Raw genomic sequence first — 22,652 nt, forward strand, 5'->3', positions numbered from 1 at the left:
GCAGCGGCGGGCCGGGTCCGCCGCTGGTTGCGGTCCCCGGTTCGGCGCCGAGAGGTGGGTAGATTTGTTGTCGCTGGAGCGACGACAAATCTACCCACCTCAGCCCCGCGCGGAGCGATGCCGCGACGTCGGCGGCACGATGACCGCTCGGCGGCGGATCGGGCATCCGGTGGAGGCGAGCCGGGTCCGCCGAGGACTTGACCGCGGAGTGGCAGGTCGCACCAGAGCAGACGTACCCGCCAGAGACACTCCGGCCGAAGCACCCGGCGACCTACCGCACGCGCCGGGTCGGGTCGGGTCGGTGGCCCACCTGACCGCGCTGCCGGAACAGGCCGCCGCGCACCCGGCCGCCATCCACACGAGCGTCCCGCCGGCCTGACGCCCCGCTTCACGACCTGGGCCGAGTCACACCCCGGGTAGGACCGCCCGCCCCGCCACGGCCATCCCCCCGGCCGCGCACCCGGGGCGCGCCACGTGCAGACCTGTCAGGGACGGTCGCCCTGACCGCCGGTGTGCGGCACCCGCTCCGCCGGGACGACCCCGAGCCGACCGGCCTGGTAATCCTCGAACGCCTGGATCAGCTCGTCACGGCTGTTCATCACGAACGGGCCGTACTGGGCCACCGGCTCCCGGATCGGCTGCCCGCCCATGATGTACAGGTCCAGCGTCGGCGTGCGGCTGTCCTGCCGGGCGTTGGCCTTGAACCGCAACGCGTCGCCCGGGCCGTGCACCGCGAGCTGCCCGGTACGGACGCCGCGCCCGTTCGCGCCGACCGTGCCCCGGCCGCCCAGCACGTACACCAGGGCGTTGAAGTCCGGCCGCCAGGGCAGGTCGACCTGCGCGCCGGGCTCGACCGTCACGTGGGCGACGGTGATCGGCGTGTACGTCGATCCGGGTCCCTGGTGCCCGGCGATCTCACCGGCGATCACCCGGACCAGCGCGCCGCCGTCCGGCGTGGTCACCAGTGCCGCCTGGTTGCCCCGGATGTCCTGGTACTTCGGAGGGGTCATCTTGGCCACCTTGGGCAGGTTGACCCAGAGCTGGGTGCCGTGGAACAAACCACCGCTGACCACCAGGTGCTCCGGCGGCGCCTCGATGTGCAGCAGACCACTGCCGGCGGTCATCCACTGGGTGTCGCCGTTGGTGATGGTGCCGCCACCACCGTGGCTGTCCTGGTGGTCGAAGATCCCGTCGATGATGTACGTGACGGTCTCGAAGCCGCGGTGCGGATGCCAACTGGTGCCCTTCGGCTCGCCCGGCGCGTACTCCACCTCGCCCATCTGGTCGAGGTGGAGGAACGGGTCCAGCTCGGTGGTGGGTACCCCGGCGAAGGCCCGGCGCACCGGGAAGCCCTCGCCCTCGAAGCCGCTGGGCGCGGTGGTCAGCCGGCGGACCGGCCGGATGACGGTGGTGGACTCGTCGAGCTTCGGCAGCCGGGGCAGGACGAGGACGTTGTCGACGGTGATGGCGGGCATCGGAAGCTCCTTCAGCTCTCGCGGGGGGCGGCGCCGGGGGTGCCCTGCAGCCGCTGGCCGAGTCGGGTGAAGACCGTGGTCAGGCAGGCGATCTCGGCGTCGTCGAGGTCGTCCATCAGGTGGGTGCGGACCGAGCGCAGATGGTGCGGAGCGGCCTCGCGCAGCGCCATCAGCCCGGCGGCGGTGAGCACCGCCTCGCTGCCGCGCCCGTCGTCCGGACAGGGCTGCCGGGCGACCAGGCCGCGTCGCTGCATGGAGGAGACCTGGTAGGTCAGTCGACTCGGCGAGAAGACCAGTCGACCGGCGAGCTCACCCATCCGCAGTCGCTGCCCCGGGGCCTCGGCGAGCAGCACCAGCACGTGGTAGTCGGCGAAGCTCAGCTCGCTGGCGGCCCGCAGGTCGTCCTCCAGCCGAGTGAACAACCGCTGGCTGGCCTCGATGTACGCCCGCCAGGCGGCGAGTCGCACCTCGCTCAGGCTCTCGGTCATGGCGCCACGGTAGCACGTATTCAAAATTTGAACAATGACGCCAAGGCGCGGCGGAGCGGCCTGCGCCGACCGCAGGCTGAACGGTTGGTGAAAGTTTGAAGCAGTGACCGGTAAAGTACGCCCCGCGACGACCCCGACGGCTGTGCCACACTGTGCCGTCGTGGAACTGACCGCCCCCGGCCTGCTGCTGCGTCCCTGGCACACCGCGGACGCGCCCGCCGTGCTGGCCGCGTGGCACGACCCGGCCATCGCCCAGTGGAACCCGCAGGGCGACGCGTTCGACCTCGACGCCGCCCGCCAGTGGGTGCACTGGCGGGCCGACTGGTCCCGGGGCACCCACGTCTCGCTGGCGGTGGCCGACCCGACCCGGCCGGAGATCATGCTCGGCTCGGTGTCGCTGCACCGGATCCACGCGGGCGACGCGTCGATCGGCTACTGGACCGTCGCCGCCGCCCGCCGGCAGGGCCTCGCCTCGGCTGCGGTCAGCCGGCTCACCGAGTGGGCCTTCCGCGATCTGGGCCTGCACCGCATCGAGTTGTGCCACGCGGTCGCCAACCCGGCCTCCTGCCGGGTCGCCGAACGGGCCGGATATCCGGTCGAGGGCACTCTGCGCCAGTCACACCGCTACGGCGACGGTCGACGCCACGACGAACACCTGCACGCCCGCCTCGCCACCGACTGAGCCCTCGACGGGTGGCGGGGTCAGGAGACGGCGAAAATGCCGGCCACGCCCAGCAGGACCATCACCAGTACGGCCAACAGCGCACCCCGCTCGCTCTCCACCGCCTGCTCACGGTGCTCGGTCACGGAGTTCGTCATCTCGCCGGGCATGGTGCGGCCTCCTCGCTGCTCGGGCCGAAGCCGGGCGCACGCCATCGGCACCGACGGCCGACGGGGCGAGCCCGATCCGGGATGGTGAGGCCGGGGCGGCCTCCGGGCGGGCACGCCGACGCGCACGACGATGTCGCCCCGCGCACAGAGGCGTACCGACCCGCGACTGGCTTACCCATCTGGACCAGGGAAAACCCGAAAGCGACCCGTATTTTCTGCTGGTGGAGGCGTCGGTGTCGCTCAGCCGAGCGCGGGCAGCGGGCGCTCGGCGTACGGCGTGTCCGCCGACCCGGACCCCGGGGCATCGAGCACGGTCAGCCCACCCGGGTACGCGAAGGACGCCCGGGGCGAGTAATAGCCCCACCCGATGGTGAGCGGATTCTCCGGCCGCAGCGCGTAGACCGGGTGGTCCGGGTCCAGGAACTCCACCGACTCGATCTCGAAGGAGGTGGTCGGCTCGGCGACCACCGGGTAGACGCTGCTCACCAGCCGGCCGTGCAGTGCGGTGACGTACCGGTGATGGCCGTTGTGCACGGCGTGCCCGGTCTCCCCGGCGCGCACCCGGGCGCGGATCACCGGCGCGCCCTCGATGGCGGTCTCGGTCACCAGTTCGTGGCCGTTCGCGGCGATGGTGGTGTCGCCGGTCAGCGCGGGGGCGCCCCGGCCGAGGGCGTACCGGCGGACCAGCTCGCTGGAGGTCACGTAGTGGGTCCACCAGCCCCCCGGGGTCACCCCATCGGGGGCGTCCACGCCGGCCAGGGTCACCCCGAGATAGGTCAGCGAGTACGAGCCGAAGCCGGAGGTCTGGCTCGCGTCGTCGACCACGTACTGGTTCATGAAGACCTGACCACCGGGATGCGGGTGGAGCCCGGCCGGCACGAGCGCCGCCACCACGTCCGGATCCGCCGGCAGCCAGCTGAAGTACAGCGTCCGGCAGTTCACGACGAGTTGGGGTACTGCGGGGTCGAGCACAACACCTCCGGTCGACAGTCCCCCGCGACGCTATGCCCGGTCCCACCGACGGGACAACGACGGATAGGCGACAGTCGTCGAACCGACCCGGCGGCATCTCCTCCGATCGGCGGTGTCGGCTCGCCGTCCGTCCGGTCCGTCGCTGGCGACGACCGATGAGGGATCGTCCGAACCGCCCGGTTGAGATCACGAATCACCCTTCGGTCCGGTGGTAGTTGATCTACGAATGACCGATTGAGGATGTTTCATGCCTTAAAATCACTTAAGCACATCGTCCGTTCGGCTAGATTTCTGCGGCACCATCAGGCTAAGGTGACTCCCGAACGGACTAACAGGCTCTAAACCAAAGCGTCACGTCTTTATCCGCGGACGAGGTGCAGGGAGGACCACCATGACCGCGCTCACCGAAACGGCGACCGCCCCGGCGCCGAAGCTCGACCCGCGATCACTCTCCGACAGTGCCACCGACCTACTCAACGCGATGGCCGCGCTGCCGGCCGGGCACCCGTCCCGGGCCGCGCTGCGCGACCGGGCGATCGAGGCATGGCTGCCGCTGGCCAACCACCTCGCGCACCGCTACAGCGGGCGCGGCGAGCCCACCGACGACCTGGCCCAGACCGCCGCCGTCGGCCTCATCAAGGCCATCGACAAGTTCGACCCCACCCGGGGCGTCGACTTCGCCGGCTACGCGATCCCCACCATCATCGGCGAGCTCAAGCGGCACTTCCGCGACCGCACCTGGGACATCCGGGTCCCCCGGCGACTCCAGGAGCTGCGGCTGGCCATCTCCGACGCCAACAGCTCGCTGTTGCAGACCCTGGGTCGCTCGCCGACGGTCGCCGACATCGCCACCCACCTCAACCTCACCGAGGAAGAGGTCCTCGAGGGCCTAGAAGGCGCCCGCGCCTACAACGCGGTGTCGCTGTCCACCCCGACCGGTGACGGTGACCGGGCGACCGAGCTGGGCGACATGCTCGGTGGCGAGGACAGCGAGTTCGAGCTGGCCGAGCTGCGGGTGGCCCTCGGGCCGGCGCTGGCCACGCTGGACGAGCGCGAGCAGAAGATCCTCACCCTGCGCTTCTACGGCAACCTCACCCAGTCGCAGATCGCCGAGCAGATCGGCGTCTCGCAGATGCACGTGTCCCGGCTGCTGGCCCGGGCGCTGACGAAGCTGCGGGGGCAGCTCGACGGTACGTACTAAGAGGGGGTGGCGACGGTGGCCGGGCCTGCGAGGACCCGGCCACCGTCGTGTCCGCCGCCACCATCTCGGCCCGTCGGCCCTCGCGGGCCGGCGCCCGCGTCGTCGAGCCGGTGGCGGCGGACGACTCAGGTGGCGGAGGGCTCCCGCCACATCGGCCAGAACGGCGTGTCGTCGGGCAGCCGGAACGGCTCCGACACCCGGTAGCCGTGCCGCGCGTAGAGGTCGCGGCCGATCTCGCTGCTCGCCTCCAGATAGGCCGGCACGCCGTGGGCGTCCAGCCAGCCGTGGTGGTGCCGCAGCAGCGCCGACCCCACCCCCTGCCCCTGGCGGTCCGGCCGCACGGCCAGCAGCGCCAGGTGATGGTGGTCCCGGTGCGGATGATGGGCGGCGAACAGCTCGTCCAGGTGGACGAAGCGCGGCGTCCACTCCCCGCACGCGGCGGCCAGCCGGGCGTCGTACTCCTCCGGCGGCGGCAGCGGCTCACCGACCGACGGCAGCCAGACCGCCACACCGGCCCGGTCTGCGGTGCCGAACACCAGCCCGTGCCGCATCGCGTGCGCCACGATGATCTCGAAGTTCCCGGCCAGCACCGCCTCCCGCTTGGCCTCGTCCGGGACCAGCCACCGGGTGGCGTCCAGGACCAGGAAGGACTCGGCGATGCGCTCGGCCACCCAGCGGGTGTCGGCCACGTCGAGACGGGCGATCGTCGGAACGGTCATCGCCGCACCTCCGCCTCGACCGGCGACGGCGGGGCCACGACCGCGGCGGCGCTCTCCGCCCCCAGACCGATCCGGGCGTACGTGTCGGGCCGGCTGCTGCGCAACGTCAGTCCCCACAGCGCGCCGAGCAGCGCGGCCACCGGGTACACCGCCGGGAAGGCCCAGCGCAGCGGGGAGTCGGGCTCGACGCCGAGCAGGTTGGCGAAGTTCTGCACCGCCAGCACGATGATGGCGGTCAGCGCGATCGCCGCGATCCCGGGGGCGACCAGCCGCCGCCAGAGCGTCTCCTGCGCGGCGTTGCGGGCGAAGTAGACGATGATGGCGACCGCGGTGGTCGCGATCAGCAGCAGCACACCGAAGCCACCGCTGGTGCCCAGCCAGAAGAACAGTTGCAGGACCGGGTCCCAGCCGTTGAACGCGTACAGCAGGATCACCACCAGGCCGAGCGCGCTCTGCGCCAGCGAGGCGGCCTGTGGAGCGCCGGTCGTCGGCGAGGTCCGCCCGAACACCGCCGGCAGCACCCGCTCGCGGCCCAGGGCGAAGGCGTACCGCGCGGTGGTGTTGTGGAACGAGATCATCGCGGCCAGCACCGAGGTCAGGAAGAGCGCCTGGCCGATGGTGAGGACGGTGTCGCCCAGGTGTGCGCCGGCCAGGTTGAAGATCAGCTCTACGCTCTGGGTGCCGGCCTCCTCGACGATCCGGTCCGGGCCGACGGCCACCGTCATGCTCCACGACGAGAGGGCGTAGACCACCGCGATGATCGCCACCGAGAGGTAGGTGGCCATCGGCACGGTCCGCTGCGGGTCCTTGCTCTCCTCGCTGAACACCACCGCCGCCTCGAAGCCGACGAAGCCGAGGATGGCCAGCACCAGCACCGCGCCCAGGCCGGGCACGAAGAAGTTGTCCGGCGAGAACGCCGCGAAGCTGACGCTGCCGCCCGCCGGGTTGCCCAACTGGCCGAGGTCGAACAGCACGATGACGGCGATCTCGGCGCAGAGCAGCGCGGCCAGCACCATGCCGTTGATGTCCACCCGCAGCAGCCCGAGCAGGCCCACCAGCGCCCAGGCCAGCAGCGCCACGATCCACCACTGCGGCGTCACGCCGAACAGCCGGTCCAGCACCGGTGCCGCCGCGGCGCCGATGGTGCCGTAGAGCCCGACCTGGAGGGCGTTGTACGCGATCAGCGCCACCCAGGCCGCGCCCACCCCGGCCGGGCGGCCCAGCCCCCGGGCCACGTACGCGTAGAAGGCGCCGGCGTTGGCCATCCGGCGGGCCATCGCCACGTAGCCGGCGGAGAAGAGCGCCAACACGGCGGCGACCGCCAGGAAGGCCAGCGGGATGCCGAGCACCCCGACGACGCCGTAGCCGGTGGTGACCACACCGGCGACCACGGTCAGCGGCGCCGCCGCGGAGAGCACGAAGAACACCACCGAGGGCACCCCGAGGCGGCCACGGGCCAGTGCCTCGGAGACGTTGCTCGGTCGTGGGGTTGTCACTGTCGAGGACATGACTGCTCCGGATGTCAGGGAGGGGAAGGGAGGAACCGGCTCAGGGGATCCCGCGCAGCACGGCCGCACCCACGGCGGCCTCGGTCTGTCCGACGAGTTCCTTCAGCGGAGCCGGCAGGGCCGGAATGATCAGGTTGAGCCGGTGGTGGGCGCGCGGACCCGCGCTCCACAGCACCTCGCGGGTCAAGCCGGCCGCCGCCACCAGCCCGAGCAGCAGCGCGTCGGGCACGTGGGGCGGATCCGCGCGTTCCAGCGCGGCGCGCAGTCGGGTGGCCGGCCAGGCCGCGACGTTGAGGTCGGTCGGCACGTACGTGACGCTGGTCCGCAGCAGCCGGCGCGTCTCCTGCCGACGCAGCACCCCGGCACGCGCCAACCGCTCCCCCACCGAGGTCACCGCCGTCTGGGCGAGGAAGCTGAGCCAGGTCCGCACCGCCTGGTGCTGTTGCTCGCCGATCAACTGGTCCAGCACGGTGTGCGCCAGCGCGTCGCCCGGTGGACGCCGGTCGACCACGGTGACCTGCCCGGCGGCGACCGTCACGTGTCCATAGAGGACCAGCTCGCCGAGCAGGCCGGCGGCCAGGCCGAGGCTGGTGGCGGCCGGATGCAGCTTGGCCTTGCCCCGGGTGTCGTTATGGGCGATCAGGAAGAACTCGTCGGCGATGAGCACGCGTCCCCCCGGGTCGGCCGTCCATAGTGATCGCTAACCGCAGGCAAGGATGCACCGAGAGCAACTGCAACGCAACTCCCGTTTTTGGCAGTTGCACTCCGTGCTGACGCGACCTGGGACTTTTCCCGTGACAGACTCGGAGGGTGACCGCGAGCCCCACCGTTCGCCGCCGCCGCATCGCCCGGGAACTCCGCCAGTTGCGCGAACGCGCCGGCATGACCCTGGACGTCGCCGCTCGGCAACTGGACATGTCCAAGAGCAACCTCTCCCGCATCGAGAACGCCCAGATCGGCATCAAGCCGCGCGACGTCCGGGCCGCGCTGGCGCTGTACCAGGTGACCGGGAACGACGCCGAGGCGCTCATCGAGATCGCCCGGGGCGCCCAGCAACGGGGCTGGTGGCAGCATTACAGCGACGTCCTGCCCGAGTGGTTCGAGTTCTACGTCGGACTGGAGGCCGAGGCGGCCACGCTGCGCACGTACGAGGCGGAGGCGGTGCCGGGTCTGTTGCAGACCGAGGCGTACGCCCGGGAGGTCTACCGGCTCACCGCGGGCGAGGACGACATCGACCGCAAGGTGGCCGCCCGACTGCGCCGCCAGGACGTGCTGCGCAGCGACGAGCCGGCCGAGCTGTCGGTGGTGCTGAACGAGGCGGTACTGCTACGCCCTGTGAGCGAACGGGCGGTCATGGCGGAGCAACTCGCCCACCTTGAAAGCACCGCACAGCTACCCAACGTCACCATCCAGGTACTTCCATTCGCGGCCGGCGGTCACCCGGCGATGAACTCGCCGTACGTGATCCTCACGTTTGCCGACGCCGCCGACGCAGCCGTGGTTTACCTGGAAAACCTCTCGACAGGCCTGGCACTGGAAGAGGTCGCGCAGGTGCGCTCGTATAGCCTTGTGCACGAGAGGCTGCGACGTCTGGCGCTTGATCCAGCGGCGTCTTTGGTGCGCCTGAAGGAAGCTTCTCGTTACTTTACGTGACCGTTCGGCGCGGTCACGGTCGGTATCGACGAAGGGATCGCGATGACCGCGCTCGACCTGTCCCGGGCTAACTGGCGCATCAGTACGCGCAGCGTGGGCAACGGCAACTGCGTCGAGGTCGCCGTCGTCGACGGTCGGGTGGCGGTGCGGGACAGCAAGGACCGCCCCGGCCCCGTGCTGACCTTCCCGCCGTCGGCCTGGCACACCTTCGTCACCGGCGTCGACGAGGTCCGCGCCGGCTGATCCGCCGCCTCGGCGGGCACCGTCGGCCGGCCGACGGACCCGTCGGCCAGGGGCGGAAACAGCAGGCCGGCCGGGCAGTCGACCGGGGCGGAAACGGCACGCCCGCCGGGCAGTCGACCGGGGCGGAACAGGCACGTCGGCCGGGGCCGGAGGGCCGGTGCGAGACTGGGCCGTGCTCTCCGACGTACCCCTCGACCTGCCGGTCCGTCCCGCGCTGCCGGCGCTGGTGGCGGCGCTGCGCGCGGCGGGCGCCGCGATCCTGGTCGCCCCGCCGGGCACCGGCAAGACCACGCTCGCCCCGCTGGCGGTGGCCGAGGCGGTCGCCGGACGGGTGATCGTCGCCCAGCCCCGACGGGTGGCCGCCCGTGCCGCCGCCCGGCGGATGGCGACGCTGCTCGGCGAGCGCGTCGGTGACCGGGTCGGCTACGCGGTGCGCGGCGACCGCCGGACCGGCGCGCGGACCCGGGTCGAGGTGGTCACCACCGGGCTGTTGGTCCGCCGGTTGCAGCACGACCCGGAACTGGCCGGCGTCGGCGCGGTGCTGCTGGACGAGGTCCACGAACGACAGCTCGACGCCGACCTCGCGCTCGCCTTCAGCGTGGAGGCCCGGGCCGCGCTGCGGCCGGACCTGTGGCTGCTGGCGATGTCGGCGACCCCCGAGGCGGACCGCTTCGCCGCCCTGCTCGGCGGGGACACGCCCGCGCCGGTGGTCCGGGCCGCCTCGGCGCTGCACCCGGTGACCCGGGTCTGGGCGCCGCCGGCGCGGCCGGTGCCGCCGCCCGGCGCCGGGCCGGTGGACCGGGCGCTGCTGGACCACGTGGCCGCGACCGTCCGGCGGGCACTCGACGAACAGGACGGTGACCTGCTGGTCTTCCTGCCCGGCGTGGGCGAGATCGCGGCCGTCGCGGGCCGGCTGGCCGCCCTGCGCGACCACGTCGACGTGCTCCGTCTGCACGGCCGGCAGGACGGCGCCGAGCAGGACGCCGCGCTGCGCCCGGGACCGCGACGGCGGGTGGTGCTGGCCACCGCGGTGGCCGAGAGCAGCCTGACCGTGCCCGGAGTACGGACCGTGGTGGACGCCGGCCTGTCCCGGGTCGCCCGGCTGGACCTGGCCCGGGGGCTCGGCGCGCTGGTCACCGTGCCGGTGTCCCGGGCCGGGGCCACCCAGCGGGCCGGACGGGCCGGCCGTGAGGCGTCGGGGCACGTTTACCGCTGCTGGTCACCGGCGACCCACGAGCGGCTGGCGGCCCAACCGGAACCGGAGATCGCCACCGCCGACCTCACCGGCTTCGCGCTCGACCTCGCCGCCTGGGGCGCACCGGACGGCACCGGACTGGCGCTGCCGGATCCGCCCCCGACTGCGGCGATGACGGTGGCCCGGGAGACGCTGGGCACGCTCGGGGCCCTCGACCCGGACGGCCGGATCACCGCGCGGGGACGCGCGATCGCCGCCACCGGGGCGCATCCCCGACTGGCCCGGGCCCTGCTCGACGGCGCCGACCGGGTGGGCGCCCGGCGCGCCGCCGAGGTGGTGGCGCTGCTCGCCGAGGAGTCCGTCGCCGGTGCCGGGGACGACCTCGCCGCCGCCTGGCGTCGACTGCGCGACGGCGTCGAGCCGGGTGCCACCGCCCGCTGGCGGGCCGAGGTACGCCGGTTGCGTACCGCCCTGCCGACCGGCACCGCCGAGGACCCGTCCGGGAAGGCCCTGCCCGATGATCTTGCCGCCGGGTTGCTGGTCGGCTTGGCGTACCCGGAGCGGTTGGGCCGGGTGCGGCGGCCGGGCGGTTCGGCGTACCTGATGAGCGGCGGGACCGCGGCGGAGCTGGCGCCCGGGTCGGCGTTGGCCGGTGCCGGGTGGCTGGCCGTGGCGGTGGCCGACCGGGCACCCGGCGCGCCGGCCGCGCGGGTCCGGCGGGCGGCGGTGCTGGACGAGGCGACCGCCCGCGAGGTCGGCGCGGCGCTGCTGCGCACCGACCGGGAGGTCGGCTGGTCCGGCGACGACGTGGTGGCCCGGGAGGTGGTCCGGCTGGGCGCCATCGAACTGGTCGACCGGCCGCTGCCCCGACCCGGGTCGGCGGAGGTCGCCGCCGCCCTGCTGACCGGGCTGCGCGACGTCGGCCTCGACCTGCTGCCCTGGACACCGGCGGCGCGGGCGCTGCGCGACCGGCTGGCGTTCTGCCGACACGCGCTCGGCGACGACTGGCCGGACGTCGCCGACGAGGCGCTGCTGGCCGGCGCACCGGACTGGCTCGGACCCGAGCTGACCCGGGCCCGGCGCCGCGCCGACCTGGCCCGGGTCGACGTGGCCGGTGCGCTACGCCGGCTGGTGCCCTGGTCGCTGGCGGGGCGACTGGACGAGCTGGCCCCCGAGCGGATCGCCGTGCCGAGCGGGTCCCGGATCCGGGTGGACTACGCCGACCCGGCCGCGCCGGTGCTGGCGGTCCGGCTCCAGGAGACCTTCGGCTGGGCGCAGGCGCCCCGCGTCGGCGGCGGTCGGGTGCCGGTGCTGCTGCACCTGCTCTCACCGGCGGGTCGGCCGGTGGCGGTCACCGCCGACCTGGCGTCGTTCTGGCACACCGGCTACCGGCAGGTGCGCGCGGAACTGCGCGGACGGTACCCGCGCCATCCCTGGCCGGAGGACCCGACCACGGCCGCGCCCACCCGCCGGGCCGGGCGCGGCTGACGTGAAAGGAAGGGTCCCCTGCTAACGCCTGGTGCATAGCAGGGGACCCTTCCTAACACCCGTCAGCAGCGCGTGGCCCGAGCGCGGCTGCGCGTCAGGGCTCGTCGACCACGTCCGCGATAACCACGGTGATGTTGTCCGGGCCACCGGCGCGCAAGGCCAGATCGATGAGCTTGCGGGCACACAGATCCCGGTCGGGGTGGGCGGCGAGCACCTCGGCCAGGGTCTCGGCCCGGACGACGTTGGACAGTCCGTCGCTGCACAGCAGCCAGCGGTCGCCGTGGCGGGGCAGCATCGTGGCGTAGGTCGGGGAGACCTCGTCGCCTTGCAGCGCCTGGGTGACGACGGCCCGACGGGGGTGGCTGCCGGCCTGGTCCGGTGTGATCACCCCCTGGTCGACGAGCATCTGCACGAACGTGTCGTCCCGAGTGATCTGCTTCAGCACGCCGTCGCGGAACAGGTACGCCCGGGAGTCGCCCACGTGGGCCAGGGCCAGGCAGCTCCCGGTACGCGCGAAGAGCAGCGCGGTCAGCGTCGTGCCCATCCCCTGCCGCTGCGGATCCTCGGTCACCGCCTGCCGGATCCGGGTGGTGGCCAGCGCGATGCCGTCCTGCAACGCGGCGACGAGCGCGTCCTCGGGTATCTCCACGTCCAGCGGCGCCACCGCCTCGATGGCGATGGCGCTGGCCAGGTCGCCCGCGGCCATCCCGCCCATACCGTCGGCGACGGCCACCAGCCAGGCCCCGGCGTGCAGCGCGTCCTGGTTGCCGCTGCGGATCAGCCCACGGTCGCTCGTCCCCGCGGAACGCAGCTTCAGGGTCATGGGACGCAGCCTGCCAGGAGAAGGGCTCCGTTGTCTCTAGGAGATCAGGACGACCCGGCGTGGCGCGGCGAATCTCACTGGCCGACGACCCCCGAGCCCATCGGACCGGATCGATTGACAGCGCCCGTCCACCCTGGAAACATGCCCGATACCTGGGAGCGCTCCCAGGTTCTCCCGCACACGCCCACCACCATTCCGTCCCGTTCGTCGGAAGGAATATCCGTGACGCCATCCCGACGTCGCCTCGCGGTGCTCGCCGCAGCGACCACCGTGGCGCTGGCCGCCGTGAGCGCCGGCACCGCCCACGCCGATCCCCCGGCCGAGGCCCCCGAACAGATCACGAACGGCGATTTCAGCACCGGCGTGTCGCCGTGGTTCTCCTTCGGCACCGGCCCGCTCGGCGTGACCGACGGCCAACTCTGCACCACCGTCGCAGGCGGGCTGGCCAACCCCTGGGACGCCGGCATCGGCCAGGACGCGGTGGCCCTGGTCGCCGGCGCCGAGTACACCCTCGGCTTCGACGTCACCGCCACCCCCGGCAGCAACGTCACCGCCGTGCTGCAACTGGGCAACGCCCCCTACACCGGCTACTACTCGGTCACCGCCGCCGCCACCCCCACCCAGCAGCGGATCGAGCGGACCTTCGTGGCACCCGAGGACGACGAGCGCGCCCAGCTCATCTTCCAGGTCGGCGGCGCCGCCGAGGGCCAGACCGTCTGCCTGGACAACGTCTCGCTGCGCGGCGGCAACCCGCCCGAGCCGTACGTGCCGGACACCGGCCCCCGGGTCCGCGTCAACCAGGTCGGCTACCTGCCCGGCGGCCCGAAGAACGCCACCGTCGTCACCGACGCCACCGCGGCCCTGCCCTGGCAGCTGCGCGCCGCCTCCGGCACCGTGGTCGCCAGCGGCACCACCACCCCGCGCGGTGTCGACCCGGCCTCGGCGCAGAATGTGCACTCCGTCGACTTCTCCGGGTACCGCACCCCGGGGCAGGGTCTGACGCTCGCCGTGGACGGTGAGGTGAGCCACCCGTTCGACATCTCCGGCGCGCTCTACGAGCGCCTGCGTTCCGACGCGTTGCAGTTCTTCTACATCCAGCGCAGCGGTATCGCCATCGACGGCGACCTGGTCGGCGACGAGTACGCCCGCCCGGCCGGTCACCTGGGCGTCGCCCCGAACCAGGGCGACACCGACGTGCCCTGTCAGGCCGGTGTCTGCGACTACCGGCTCGACGTGCGCGGCGGCTGGTACGACGCCGGTGACCACGGCAAGTACGTCGTGAACGGCGGCATCGCCACCTACCAGCTGCTGAGCACCTTCGAGCGGACCAAGAACGCCGCCACCGCCGGATTCGGCGCCGCCCTCGGCGACAGCACGCTGCGGCTGCCGGAGCGCGACAACGGGGTGCCCGACATCCTCGACGAGGCCCGCTGGGAGCTGGAGTTCCTGCTGCGGATGCAGGTGCCGGCCGGCAAGCCGCTGGCCGGGATGGCCCACCACAAGATCCACGACCGGAACTGGACCGGCCTGCCGTTGCAGCCGGAGGACGACCCGGAGCCGCGCGAGCTGCACCCGCCGTCCACCGCCGCCACGCTCAACCTGGCCGCCGTGGCCGCGCAGTGCGCCCGGCTGTTCGCCCCGTACGACGCGACGTTCGCCCAGCGCTGCGGCACCGCCGCCAAGACCGCGTACGCGGCGGCCAAGGCCAACCCGACCCGGTACGCCAGCCCGACCGACGGCAACGGCGGCGGCGCGTACGACGACAGCAACGTCACCGACGAGTTCTACTGGGCCGCCGTGGAGCTGTACCTGACCACCGGCGAGCGCACGTACCTGACCGACCTGACCGCGTCGGCGCACCACACCGGCGACGTCTTCGACGTGCGGGGCTTCGGCTGGCAGAGCGTCGCCGCGCTGGGCCGCCTCGACCTGGCCACCGTGCCGAACGGGCTGCCCGCCGCCGACCTGGCCCGGGTTCGCGCCTCGGTCACCACCGCCGCCGACGGCTACCTCGCCGAGATCCAGCGGCAGGCGTACGGGCTGCCCATGCCCGGTGACGCCGGCAGCTACTTCTGGGGCGGCAACAGCAACGTGATCAACAACGCGGTCGTGCTGGCCACCGCGTTCGACCTGACCCGCGAGGCGAAGTACCGCGACGGTGCGGTGCAGGCGATGGACTACATCTTCGGTCGCAACGCGCTGAACATCTCGTACGTGACCGGGTGGGGCGAGCACGCGGCGGAGAACCAGCACAGCCGCATCTTCGGCCACCAGCTCGACCCGTCCATGCCCAAGCCTCCGGTCGGCTCGCTGGCCGGTGGCCCGAACGCCGCGCTCCAGGACCCGTTCGTGGAGCAGTTGCTGGCCGGATGCGCGCCGATGTTCTGCTTCGTCGACGACATCGCCTCGTACTCCACCAACGAGGTCGCCATCAACTGGAACTCGGCGCTGACCTGGATCTCCTCGTTCCTGGCCGACCAGGGTGACGCCTCGGCTGTGCCGGCGCCCACCTGCTCGGTGTCCTACACCAACTACGGCTTCTGGCAGGGCGGCACCGGCTTCACCGCCCAGGTGGCCATCCGCAACACCGGCACCAGCGCGGTGAACGGCTGGACCGCCCGCTTCGCCTTCACCGGCGACGCCAAGGTCCGGGAAGCCTGGACGGCGAAGGTGACGCAGGCCGGCGCCACGGTCACCGCCAAGAACGAGTCGTACAACGCCCGGATCAACCCGGGTGCCACGGTGACCTTCGGCTTCAACGCCACCACCGGCCCCGGGGCCAACCCCAACCCCGCCCTGGTCACCGTCAACGGCTCCCCCTGCACCGTCTCCTGAACCCCGGGTGGGGCGCCGTCGGCGACCGGCGTCCCACCCGGCCCCACCCCACCCCGCCCCGCCTCGTTGATCAAGAAGTTCGGGTCCCGATCCATGCCGGATCGGGGCCCGAACTTCTTGATCGTCGCGTGGCAGCATGGCGGCTATGACGGAGATCGTGGTGCGGCGGGGTGGGGTGGCGGACACGGCGACCGTGTTGCGGCTGCTTGACGTGGCCGTCGCATGGTTGGCGGAACGGGGGCGTACCGGGCAGTGGGGCACCGCGCCGGCCTCGACCGACCCGCGCCGGATCGGGCAGGCCGACGGGTGGGCCCGGGGCGGCGGGCTGTGGCTGGCCGAGGTGGCCGGGCAGCCGGTCGGCGCGCTGGTGGTGGGCGCCGCCACCGAGTACGTGCCACCCGCTACCGAGCCGGAGCTGTACGTGAACCTGCTGGTCACCGACCGGGCGCACGCCGGGGCCGGGATCGGTGGCCGGCTGCTGGCGCACGCCGCCGAGGTGGCCCGGGAACGCGGCGTGGAGCTGCTGCGGGTGGACTGCTACGCGGGCGACGACGGCGCGCTGGTGCGCTGGTACGAGCGGCAGGGCTTCACCGCCACCGACCCGTTCACGGTGCCCCGACCGGACGGCGCACTGTGGCCGGGACAGGTGCTGGCCCGCCGCCTCGACTGAGCCGTCCCCCCGCTCGGGTCCCCGGGTGTCCGGCCGGACCGGGGCCACTCGGGCAGGTCCCGGCCGGCCTCACGGACGACCGCTCGCGGAGAAGCGCTGCTCAGCCGCTACGGCCACGCAGCTTCGGGAGCACCTGCTCGCCGAACGCGTCGAGGAACGGCCGCTGCTCCTGCCCGACGTGGTGCAGCGCGATCTGGTCGAACCCGAGGTCGATGTACTCCTCCAACCAGCCCACGTGCCGGCCCAGGTCGGCGGAGATGTTGACCACCTCGGCGAGGCGGCTCATCGGCACCTCGGCGGAGACCACGTCGAAGTGTTCCGGGGTGTCCAGGTCCCAGCAGACCGGTGGCGCGAAGACGTTGCTGCGCCACTGGTCGTACGCGATCGCCTCGGCGTCGGACTGGGCGGGTGCCCAGCTCAGGTGCACCTGGAGGTGCACCGGCCCGCGCCCGCCCGCCTCCCGGTAGGCGTCGATCATCCGGCGCAGGTGTTCGGGAGCGGCGTTGACGGTGATCAGCCCGTCCGCCCACTCCGCGCACCAGCGGGCGGTCTCGACGCTGACCGCCGCGCCGACCAGTGCCGGCGGTTGCTCGGGGCGGCTCCACAGTCGAGCCCGGTCCACCCGTACCAGGCCGTCGTGGCTGACCTCCTCACCGGCGAGCAGCGCGCGGATGACGTCGACGCACTCGCGCAGCCGGGCGTTGCGGACGTCCTTGCGCGGCCAGACCTCGCCGGTGATGTGCTCGTTGGCGGCCTCACCGGAGCCGAGGGCGGCCCAGAACCGCCCCGGGTACATCGCACCGAGGGTGCCGATCGCCTGGGCGATGATCGCCGGGTGGTAGCGCTGCCCGGGCGCGTTGACGACCCCGAAGGACAGGTCGGTGGCCTGGAGCGCGGAGCCGAGCCAGGACCAGGCGAACCCGGAATGACCCTGGCGCTCGCTCCACGGTGCGAAGTGGTCGGAGCACATGGCCGCGTCGAAGCCGACCCGCTCGGCGTGGATCACCGCTTCCAGCAGCGCGCGCGGGTGGATCTGCTCGTGAGAGGCGTGGAAGCCGATCGCCGTCATGCCGGCCTTCCCTACCCAGGCCGGCCCGGATGTAAGCAGGGGTCCCCTGCTATACACGAGGCGTTAGCAGGGGACCCCTGCTTACATCCCGGCGAGCCCGGGGCTACTCGGCGTGGGCGCCGGCACCGGCGGTGGCCGCGCCCTCACCCACCCAGACGGTCTTGACGTTGCAGAACTCGTGCATGCCCTGCGCCGACAGCTCCCGGCCGTAGCCGGAGTTCTTCACCCCGCCGAAGGGCAGTTCCGGGTACGAGGTGGTCATGCCGTTGACGAAGACGGCTCCCGCGTCCAGGTCGGTGGCGAAGCGCTCCTGCTCCTGCGGATCGCGGGTCCAGGCGTTCGAGCCGAGCCCGTACGGGGTGCCGTTGGCCACCTCGATCGCCTCGTCGTACGACGAGACCCGGTACAGCCCGGCGACCGGCCCGAACACCTCCTCGCCCCACATCCGCATGTCCGGCCGCAGGTCGGTGACCACGGTCGGCGGATAGAACCAGCCGTCACCGGTCGGCTTCTCACCGCCGCAGAGCACGGTGGCTCCCTTGTCGACGGCGTCGCGTACCTGGGCGTCGACCTCGTCGCGGCCCCGTTCCGAGGCGAGCGGCCCGACGTCGGTGTCGTCGTCCATCGGATCACCGACCCGCAGGGCCGACATCCGGTGCGCGAACGCCTCGGCGAACGCCTCGTACACGTCGGCGTGCACGATGAACCGCTTGGCCGCGATGCAGGACTGGCCGTTGTTCTGACAGCGGGCGGTGGTGGCCACCTCGGCGGCGAGTTCCACGTCGGCCGAGGGCATCACCACGAACGGGTCGCTGCCACCCAACTCCAGCACGGTCTTCTTGAGTTCCCGGCCGGCGATCTGGGCGATCGAGCGGCCAGCGGGCTCACTGCCGGTGAGCGTGGCGGCCCGTACCCGGGGGTCGCTCAGGATCCGGTCGACGGCGTCGGAGCCGACCAGCAGCGTGGTGAAGGCCCCTTCGGGGAAACCGGCCCGCCGGAACACGTTCTCCAGCAGCAGCGCGGTCTGCGGCACGTTGGAGGCGTGTTTCAGCAGTCCGGTGTTGCCGGCCATCAACGCCGGCGCGGCGAACCTTACGACCTGCCAGAGCGGGAAGTTCCACGGCATCACCGCCAGCACCGGCCCGATCGGCTGGTAGCGGACGAACGCCCGGGTCGCGGAGACCGCCGACGCGTCGGCCGGACGGTCGGCCAGGAACTCCGCCGCGTGCCGGGCGTAGAATCGGCAGGCCCCGGCGCACTTGGTGACCTCGGCCTTCGACGCGGCGAGGGTCTTGCCCATCTCGGTGGTCATCACCCGGGCGATCTCGTCGCGCTCCGCCTCCAGCAGGTCGGCCGCCGCCTCCAGCCACCGCCCGCGCTGTGCGATCGTGGTGGACCGCAGGTCCCGGTACGCCAGGTCGGTCCGTTCGATCGCCGCGTCGACCTGCGCGTCGGACATCGCCTCGTACGTCTTGAGCACCTGTCCGGTCCGGGGGTCGGTGGTGGCGATGGACATCAGGCTTCTCCCGTCACTCGAAGAGCGAGTGCCGTACGCCGGGTTCCTCGCGACGGCGGGCGGCACGACGACGTTGGATGACGGCCAGGTCGACGACGGCGATCACCGCGAAAACGACGCAGACCACACCCAACCAGGCCACGTCGGCACGGAACGCCAGCACCGCGAAGACGGCCATGCTGACGAGCCCGAAGCCGGCCAGTACGAGCCTCAGGTTGAGCGCGCTGTTCGCGTGGCCGACCGTGCCTCGGGCGCGTCGGGGCTGTGATCGGGTCATCGTCCCCACCTACCCGGCGCTGCCGGGGCTAACCGTCGCCGCCGGGTCGCGGTGGTGCGTTGCGTTACATCGACCGCCCGCCGATAGGCCGGTCCGGGTCGGCGCGCGCACCATGGGAGCCATGACCGTGAGCTCTGCCGTGCCGGTGACCGTCGCCGTGGCCCGACGTGCCGACCCCGCCCGCACCGACGAGATGGTGGCGTGGATGCGGGCCGGTACGGCGCTGGCCGAGGTGTTCCCGGGTTTCCTCGGCGCCGGTTGGGTGCGCAGCGCGCCCGGCTCGGGCGAGTGGCACATGCTCTACCGCTTCGCCGATCCGGACACGCTGCGCCGCTGGGAGGAGTCGCCGCAGCGCAACTGGTGGCTCACCTCGGCGCAGGGCATCGTCGAGCACACCCGGGTCGAGCGGCGCAGCGGCATCGAGGGCTGGTTCGACCCGCCCCGCGAGGAGACCGTGGAGTCGCTGGACGCGACGCCGACGGTGCCCGCCTCGCCGCCCCGCTGGAAGCAGGCGATCACCATCTGGCTGGCGTTCTTCCCGCTCAGCCTCACCGCGACGCTGCTCACCGGCCACTTCCTGCCGGACCTGCCGATCGCGGCCCGGGTCCTGGTCATGACGCTCACCCTCACCCCGCTGATGACCTATCTGGTGCTGCCCCGGATCACCCGGGCGCTGCACTGGTGGCTGCACGGTCACCGCGCCCCGTGGCGCGCATAGCACGTCACCCTCGGCCGCGACAGTTCCTTGCCGCATCTCCGACACCGACACGGGAGCACCACCCGCCCCGCGCGTAGAGTCACCATGCTGTCGCTCTGTGCTGTGAGGCTGGGGAACTCATGCCCAAACGCTGGACCACCGTCGTGGTCAGCCTGCTCGCACTGGTCGCGCTCGCCTGCGAGGCCGGTGCGGAACCGACACCACGGCCGAGCGACGACACACCCCGGGCCGGCTCGCCCAAGGTCGTCGCGGCGCTCGGCGACTCGATCACCACCGGATTCGGCTCCTGCCTGGTCCTGACCTCGTGCGAACGCAACTCCTGGTCGACCGGGGACGGCCTGCGCGTGGACAGCCACTACCGCCGGTTGGTGGACCGCAACCCCGGGCTGCGGGGCCACGCCCACAACCACGCCCGTCCGGGCGCGCGGGCCGCCGCGCTGGCCGGGCAGGCCGAGCGGGCGGTACGCGACCGCGCCGACTACGTGACCGTGCTGGTCGGTGCCAACGACGCCTGCCGGAGCACGATCGACGCGATGACGCCGGTGACCGAGTTCCGGGCCGAGATCGACCGGGGGCTGCGGGTGCTGCGCGAGGGCCGCCCGAAGGCCCGGGTGCTGGTGGTCAGCATCCCCGACCTGTACCGCCTCTGGGAGGTCGGCCACGACGACTCGCGGGCGGCCCGCGCCTGGCGTCGTGGCGTCTGCCCGGCGCTGCTGGCCGACGCGACCTCGGACGCCCCCGCCGACCGCGCCCGCCGGGCGGAGTTCCGGGATCGGATCGACGCCTACAACAGCCAACTCCGCGCGGCCTGCCGGGCGTACGGCTCCCGGTGCCGCCACGACGGCGGGGCGGTGCACCGGGTGCGCTTCGACCTGGACCTGGTCAACCGGTTGGACTACTTCCACCCCAACACCGACGGGCAGTCCCGCCTCGCCGAGGTGACCTGGCGCTCCTCCGGCTACGCGGACTGACGCGCCGACGGCTCCGGTCCATCCGTCTACTCCGGAGAGATGCGGGGTGCCGGGATGGGCGGGCCCTCCGGTCGGCGGTACATGGCCCGCGAGCGTTCGGCCAGCCCCTTGGTGGCCGAGGAGTTGGCCCAGGTGCCGAGCACGATCGCGGCGCCGGGCACCACCTTGGCGAAGAGTCGCTTCGCGGCGCGTACGCCGGCCATCTGGGCCAGCCGTACGCCCAGCCGCAGCATCACCCGACTCAACGCCTGCTGCCCGCCACCGCCGCCGAACAGCGCACCGGCCCGCTCCCGCCCGGCCGCCACCCCCAGCGCCAGCCGGGCGCTCGCCGCCACCTTGTGCACCTTCTGCAGCACCAGCAGGTCGGCGGCGCGGTCCGGGTGCGTCGGGTCCACCCCGTACGCGGCGGCGATGTGCAGCACCATCCGCGCCTGGGTCCAGGCCAGCACCCCCACGTCGATCACCGCGCCGGGCAGGCCGGCGGCACCGGAGACGGCACCGGAGAGCCGCGCCCGGTTGACGAACCGGCGTACCGCCTTCTCCGCCAGGGCCTCCTCGGTGAGGCGCGGATGGTCGGCACGGGCCTGGCGGGCCCACCGCGCCGCCTCCGGCCCGAGCCGGCGCACCGCCTCGATGGCGAGGTGCTCCGGCGCGTACTGCGGATCCTGGCGCATGCGGTCCCAGAGCGTGGCCGGCGGGGCCTCGACGGCCTCGCCCGCGGACGCCGGCCCGGCCGGTGCCGGGCTGACGGGCTGACCGTCGGCGGGGACGGAATCGCTCATCGCTCTCCCTTCGGTGACTTCCATCCATGTGTACCTCGTGACGGCAACGCGGTACCCCGGCCGGTTGTTGCTACACCGATGCCGGGGCGAACGGCCCGCCGCAACAGGAATGCATCAGGATGACGGGTACGTTCTGGCGATCGGGACGCCGCCAACCCGGCGACCCGTGACGCGCAAACCAGGGAGGCCGCACCGGTGCTCGACCCACACGAGCTCTACGAACTCACCGACGATCTGCCCGAACTCGGTCAACCGGTCCTGATCCAGGCCCTCACCGGCTTCGTCGACGCCGGTAACGCCAGCCGGCTGGCCCGCGAACAGCTCCTCACCTCGCTGGACGCCCGCCCGATCGCACGGTTCGACCTGGACCAGGTGTTCGACTACCGCTCCCGGCGCCCGGTAATGACCTTCGTCGAGGACCACTGGGAGAGCTACGACGCCCCGGCGTTGGAGCTGCACCTGCTGCGCGACGACGACGAGACCCCGTTCCTGCTGCTCACCGGCCCCGAGCCGGACCTACAGTGGGAGCGGTTCGTGGCCGCCGTGGCGGGTCTGGCCGAGCGGCTGGACGTCCGGCTCACCGTCGGGCTGAACGCGATCCCGATGGCGGTGCCGCACACCCGTCCGACCGGCGTGACCGCGCACGCCACCCGACGTGACCTGATCGCCGGCTACGAGCCGTGGCTGCAACGGGTGCAGGTCCCCGGCAGCGTGGGACACCTGCTGGAGTTCCGCCTCGGCGAGGCGGGCCGCGACGCGCTGGGCTTCGCCGCCCACGTGCCGCACTACGTGGCGCAGGCCGAGTATCCGGCCGCCGCCGAGGTGCTGCTGGCGTCGGTGTCGCGCAGCACCGGGCTGCTGCTGCCCCGCGACGGGCTGCACTCGGCCGCCGAGGTGGTCCGCGTCGAGATCGACCGGCAGGTCGCGCAGAACGACGAGGCCAGCGCGCTGGTGCAGGCGCTGGAGGAGCAGTACGACGCGTACGCCCGGGGCAAGGGCGAGCGGAACCTGCTCGCCGCCGAGAACGGCCCGCTGCCCACGGCGGAGGAACTCGGCGCCGAGCTGGAACGCTTCCTCGCCGAGCAGACCCGCCCGCCCGAGGCGTAACAGCCGCATGCACGGCCTTGCGTGTAAGGAAGGGCCCCCTATTAACGCCTCGTGCATAGCAGGGGTCCCCTCCTAACACTTCGCCACCGCCGCGCACCGCGCACCGCCGCG

General features: G+C 72.8%; 21 protein-coding genes. 10 read left to right on the forward strand and 11 right to left on the reverse strand.

From position 1 onward, the window contains the following. Positions 1 to 485: 485 nt before the first annotated feature. Positions 486 to 1,475 carry a pirin family protein gene (locus tag ABT008_RS09670; RefSeq protein WP_350695164.1) on the reverse strand — a complete coding sequence of 330 codons (990 nt, stop codon included), beginning with the start codon at positions 1,473 to 1,475 and terminating at the stop codon, positions 486 to 488. 11 nt (positions 1,476 to 1,486) lie between these two features. After that, positions 1,487 to 1,963 (reverse strand): MarR family winged helix-turn-helix transcriptional regulator, encoded by a 477-nt coding sequence (locus tag ABT008_RS09675; protein WP_350695166.1) that lies wholly within the window; start codon positions 1,961 to 1,963, stop codon positions 1,487 to 1,489. Between the two features lie 160 nt (positions 1,964 to 2,123). Between ABT008_RS09675 and ABT008_RS09680 the strand changes: the two genes are divergently transcribed. Beyond that, on the forward strand, positions 2,124 to 2,645 hold the full coding sequence (locus ABT008_RS09680) for a GNAT family N-acetyltransferase (protein ID WP_350695168.1): 522 nt from the start codon (positions 2,124 to 2,126) through the stop codon (positions 2,643 to 2,645). Between the two features lie 389 nt (positions 2,646 to 3,034). On the opposite strand, the gene ABT008_RS09685 is transcribed toward ABT008_RS09680, so the two are convergent. Then, a complete protein-coding gene (locus ABT008_RS09685; protein WP_350695169.1) occupies positions 3,035 to 3,766 on the reverse strand; it encodes an acetoacetate decarboxylase family protein in 732 nt (243 codons plus the stop codon). 391 nt (positions 3,767 to 4,157) lie between these two features. On the opposite strand from ABT008_RS09685, the gene ABT008_RS09690 reads away from it, so the two are divergent. Then, entirely contained in the window at positions 4,158 to 4,967 is an 810-nt protein-coding gene (locus ABT008_RS09690; protein ID WP_350695171.1) for a SigB/SigF/SigG family RNA polymerase sigma factor, read from the forward strand. A gap of 125 nt (positions 4,968 to 5,092) precedes the next feature. Here ABT008_RS09690 and ABT008_RS09695 read toward each other — a convergent pair whose 3' ends face one another. From ABT008_RS09695 to ABT008_RS09705, 3 genes are read right to left on the reverse strand one after another with little or no spacing between them, the layout of a single operon-like run. Continuing rightward, positions 5,093 to 5,686, reverse strand: a complete 594-nt coding sequence (locus ABT008_RS09695; protein WP_350695172.1) for a GNAT family N-acetyltransferase — start codon at positions 5,684 to 5,686, stop codon at positions 5,093 to 5,095. Continuing rightward, complete coding sequence (locus ABT008_RS09700) at positions 5,683 to 7,194, reverse strand: APC family permease (RefSeq protein WP_350695174.1); 1,512 nt, start codon at positions 7,192 to 7,194, stop codon at positions 5,683 to 5,685. The genes ABT008_RS09695 and ABT008_RS09700 overlap by 4 nt, the downstream gene beginning before the upstream one ends. Before the next feature lie 40 nt (positions 7,195 to 7,234). Further along, positions 7,235 to 7,861, reverse strand: a complete 627-nt coding sequence (locus ABT008_RS09705) for a GOLPH3/VPS74 family protein (RefSeq protein WP_350695176.1) — start codon at positions 7,859 to 7,861, stop codon at positions 7,235 to 7,237. A 143-nt stretch (positions 7,862 to 8,004) separates the two neighbouring features. On the opposite strand from ABT008_RS09705, the gene ABT008_RS09710 reads away from it, so the two are divergent. The 3 genes from ABT008_RS09710 (at position 8,005) to hrpB (ending at position 11,773) form a co-directional block, all read left to right on the forward strand. Continuing rightward, positions 8,005 to 8,847, forward strand: a complete 843-nt coding sequence (locus ABT008_RS09710) for a helix-turn-helix domain-containing protein (RefSeq protein ID WP_350695177.1) — start codon at positions 8,005 to 8,007, stop codon at positions 8,845 to 8,847. Between the two features lie 42 nt (positions 8,848 to 8,889). Beyond that, positions 8,890 to 9,090, forward strand: coding sequence for a DUF397 domain-containing protein (locus tag ABT008_RS09715; protein ID WP_350695179.1), 201 nt, complete (start codon positions 8,890 to 8,892; stop codon positions 9,088 to 9,090). Positions 9,091 to 9,262: 172 nt separating this feature from the next. After that, entirely contained in the window at positions 9,263 to 11,773 is a 2,511-nt protein-coding gene (gene hrpB, locus ABT008_RS09720; protein ID WP_350695594.1) for an ATP-dependent helicase HrpB, read from the forward strand. Positions 11,774 to 11,867: 94 nt separating this feature from the next. Here the strand turns inward: hrpB and ABT008_RS09725 are convergent, their stop codons facing one another. Continuing rightward, entirely contained in the window at positions 11,868 to 12,596 is a 729-nt protein-coding gene (locus ABT008_RS09725) for a PP2C family protein-serine/threonine phosphatase (RefSeq protein WP_350695181.1), read from the reverse strand. 222 nt (positions 12,597 to 12,818) lie between these two features. On the opposite strand from ABT008_RS09725, the gene ABT008_RS09730 reads away from it, so the two are divergent. Both ABT008_RS09730 and ABT008_RS09735 read left to right on the forward strand, forming a co-directional pair. Further along, positions 12,819 to 15,431: a glycoside hydrolase family 9 protein gene (locus ABT008_RS09730; RefSeq protein ID WP_350695183.1), complete on the forward strand. Its 2,613-nt coding sequence runs from the start codon at positions 12,819 to 12,821 to the stop codon at positions 15,429 to 15,431. Positions 15,432 to 15,576: 145 nt separating this feature from the next. After that, the gene (locus ABT008_RS09735) at positions 15,577 to 16,101 is read left to right on the forward strand and encodes a GNAT family N-acetyltransferase (protein WP_350695185.1); all 525 of its coding nucleotides are present in this window, start codon (positions 15,577 to 15,579) and stop codon (positions 16,099 to 16,101) included. A 100-nt stretch (positions 16,102 to 16,201) separates the two neighbouring features. Here the strand turns inward: ABT008_RS09735 and ABT008_RS09740 are convergent, their stop codons facing one another. From ABT008_RS09740 to ABT008_RS09750, 3 genes are all read right to left on the reverse strand, one after another. Next, the gene (locus ABT008_RS09740; RefSeq protein WP_350695187.1) at positions 16,202 to 17,170 is read right to left on the reverse strand and encodes a TIGR03885 family FMN-dependent LLM class oxidoreductase; all 969 of its coding nucleotides are present in this window, start codon (positions 17,168 to 17,170) and stop codon (positions 16,202 to 16,204) included. Between the two features lie 103 nt (positions 17,171 to 17,273). After that, the gene (locus ABT008_RS09745) at positions 17,274 to 18,686 is read right to left on the reverse strand and encodes an NADP-dependent succinic semialdehyde dehydrogenase (RefSeq protein WP_350695189.1); all 1,413 of its coding nucleotides are present in this window, start codon (positions 18,684 to 18,686) and stop codon (positions 17,274 to 17,276) included. Positions 18,687 to 18,699: 13 nt separating this feature from the next. After that, positions 18,700 to 18,963: a DUF6343 family protein gene (locus ABT008_RS09750; protein WP_350695190.1), complete on the reverse strand. Its 264-nt coding sequence runs from the start codon at positions 18,961 to 18,963 to the stop codon at positions 18,700 to 18,702. Between the two features lie 121 nt (positions 18,964 to 19,084). Between ABT008_RS09750 and ABT008_RS09755 the strand changes: the two genes are divergently transcribed. Further along, entirely contained in the window at positions 19,085 to 19,681 is a 597-nt protein-coding gene (locus tag ABT008_RS09755; RefSeq protein ID WP_350695191.1) for an antibiotic biosynthesis monooxygenase, read from the forward strand. A 119-nt stretch (positions 19,682 to 19,800) separates the two neighbouring features. Further along, positions 19,801 to 20,652 carry a GDSL-type esterase/lipase family protein gene (locus tag ABT008_RS09760; protein ID WP_350695193.1) on the forward strand — a complete coding sequence of 284 codons (852 nt, stop codon included), beginning with the start codon at positions 19,801 to 19,803 and terminating at the stop codon, positions 20,650 to 20,652. Between the two features lie 26 nt (positions 20,653 to 20,678). Here ABT008_RS09760 and ABT008_RS09765 read toward each other — a convergent pair whose 3' ends face one another. Beyond that, complete coding sequence (locus tag ABT008_RS09765) at positions 20,679 to 21,434, reverse strand: EcsC family protein (RefSeq protein WP_350695195.1); 756 nt, start codon at positions 21,432 to 21,434, stop codon at positions 20,679 to 20,681. A 195-nt stretch (positions 21,435 to 21,629) separates the two neighbouring features. Between ABT008_RS09765 and ABT008_RS09770 the strand changes: the two genes are divergently transcribed. Further along, positions 21,630 to 22,541 carry a proteasome assembly chaperone family protein gene (locus ABT008_RS09770; protein ID WP_350695196.1) on the forward strand — a complete coding sequence of 304 codons (912 nt, stop codon included), beginning with the start codon at positions 21,630 to 21,632 and terminating at the stop codon, positions 22,539 to 22,541. The last annotated feature ends 111 nt before the right edge of the window (positions 22,542 to 22,652 follow it).

Origin of the sequence: Micromonospora sp. NPDC002389 (assembly GCF_040296095.1) — a bacterium.
Lineage (GTDB): Bacteria > Actinomycetota > Actinomycetes > Mycobacteriales > Micromonosporaceae > Micromonospora.

What these genes read in the sequence shown, in the direction of transcription:
- ABT008_RS09670 (WP_350695164.1), bottom strand. Translation starts at nt 1,475, where the DNA reads ATGCCCGCCATCACCGTCGACAACGTCCTCGTCCTGCCCCGGCTGCCG.
- ABT008_RS09675 (WP_350695166.1), bottom strand. Translation starts at nt 1,963, where the DNA reads ATGACCGAGAGCCTGAGCGAGGTGCGACTCGCCGCCTGGCGGGCGTAC.
- ABT008_RS09690 (WP_350695171.1), top strand. Translation starts at nt 4,158, where the DNA reads ATGACCGCGCTCACCGAAACGGCGACCGCCCCGGCGCCGAAGCTCGAC.
- ABT008_RS09695 (WP_350695172.1), bottom strand. Translation starts at nt 5,686, where the DNA reads ATGACCGTTCCGACGATCGCCCGTCTCGACGTGGCCGACACCCGCTGG.
- ABT008_RS09700 (WP_350695174.1), bottom strand. Translation starts at nt 7,194, where the DNA reads ATGTCCTCGACAGTGACAACCCCACGACCGAGCAACGTCTCCGAGGCA.
- ABT008_RS09715 (WP_350695179.1), top strand. Translation starts at nt 8,890, where the DNA reads ATGACCGCGCTCGACCTGTCCCGGGCTAACTGGCGCATCAGTACGCGC.
- ABT008_RS09725 (WP_350695181.1), bottom strand. Translation starts at nt 12,596, where the DNA reads ATGACCCTGAAGCTGCGTTCCGCGGGGACGAGCGACCGTGGGCTGATC.
- ABT008_RS09735 (WP_350695185.1), top strand. Translation starts at nt 15,577, where the DNA reads ATGACGGAGATCGTGGTGCGGCGGGGTGGGGTGGCGGACACGGCGACC.
- ABT008_RS09740 (WP_350695187.1), bottom strand. Translation starts at nt 17,170, where the DNA reads ATGACGGCGATCGGCTTCCACGCCTCTCACGAGCAGATCCACCCGCGC.
- ABT008_RS09745 (WP_350695189.1), bottom strand. Translation starts at nt 18,686, where the DNA reads ATGTCCATCGCCACCACCGACCCCCGGACCGGACAGGTGCTCAAGACG.
- ABT008_RS09750 (WP_350695190.1), bottom strand. Translation starts at nt 18,963, where the DNA reads ATGACCCGATCACAGCCCCGACGCGCCCGAGGCACGGTCGGCCACGCG.
- ABT008_RS09755 (WP_350695191.1), top strand. Translation starts at nt 19,085, where the DNA reads ATGACCGTGAGCTCTGCCGTGCCGGTGACCGTCGCCGTGGCCCGACGT.
- ABT008_RS09760 (WP_350695193.1), top strand. Translation starts at nt 19,801, where the DNA reads ATGCCCAAACGCTGGACCACCGTCGTGGTCAGCCTGCTCGCACTGGTC.
- ABT008_RS09765 (WP_350695195.1), bottom strand. Translation starts at nt 21,434, where the DNA reads ATGAGCGATTCCGTCCCCGCCGACGGTCAGCCCGTCAGCCCGGCACCG.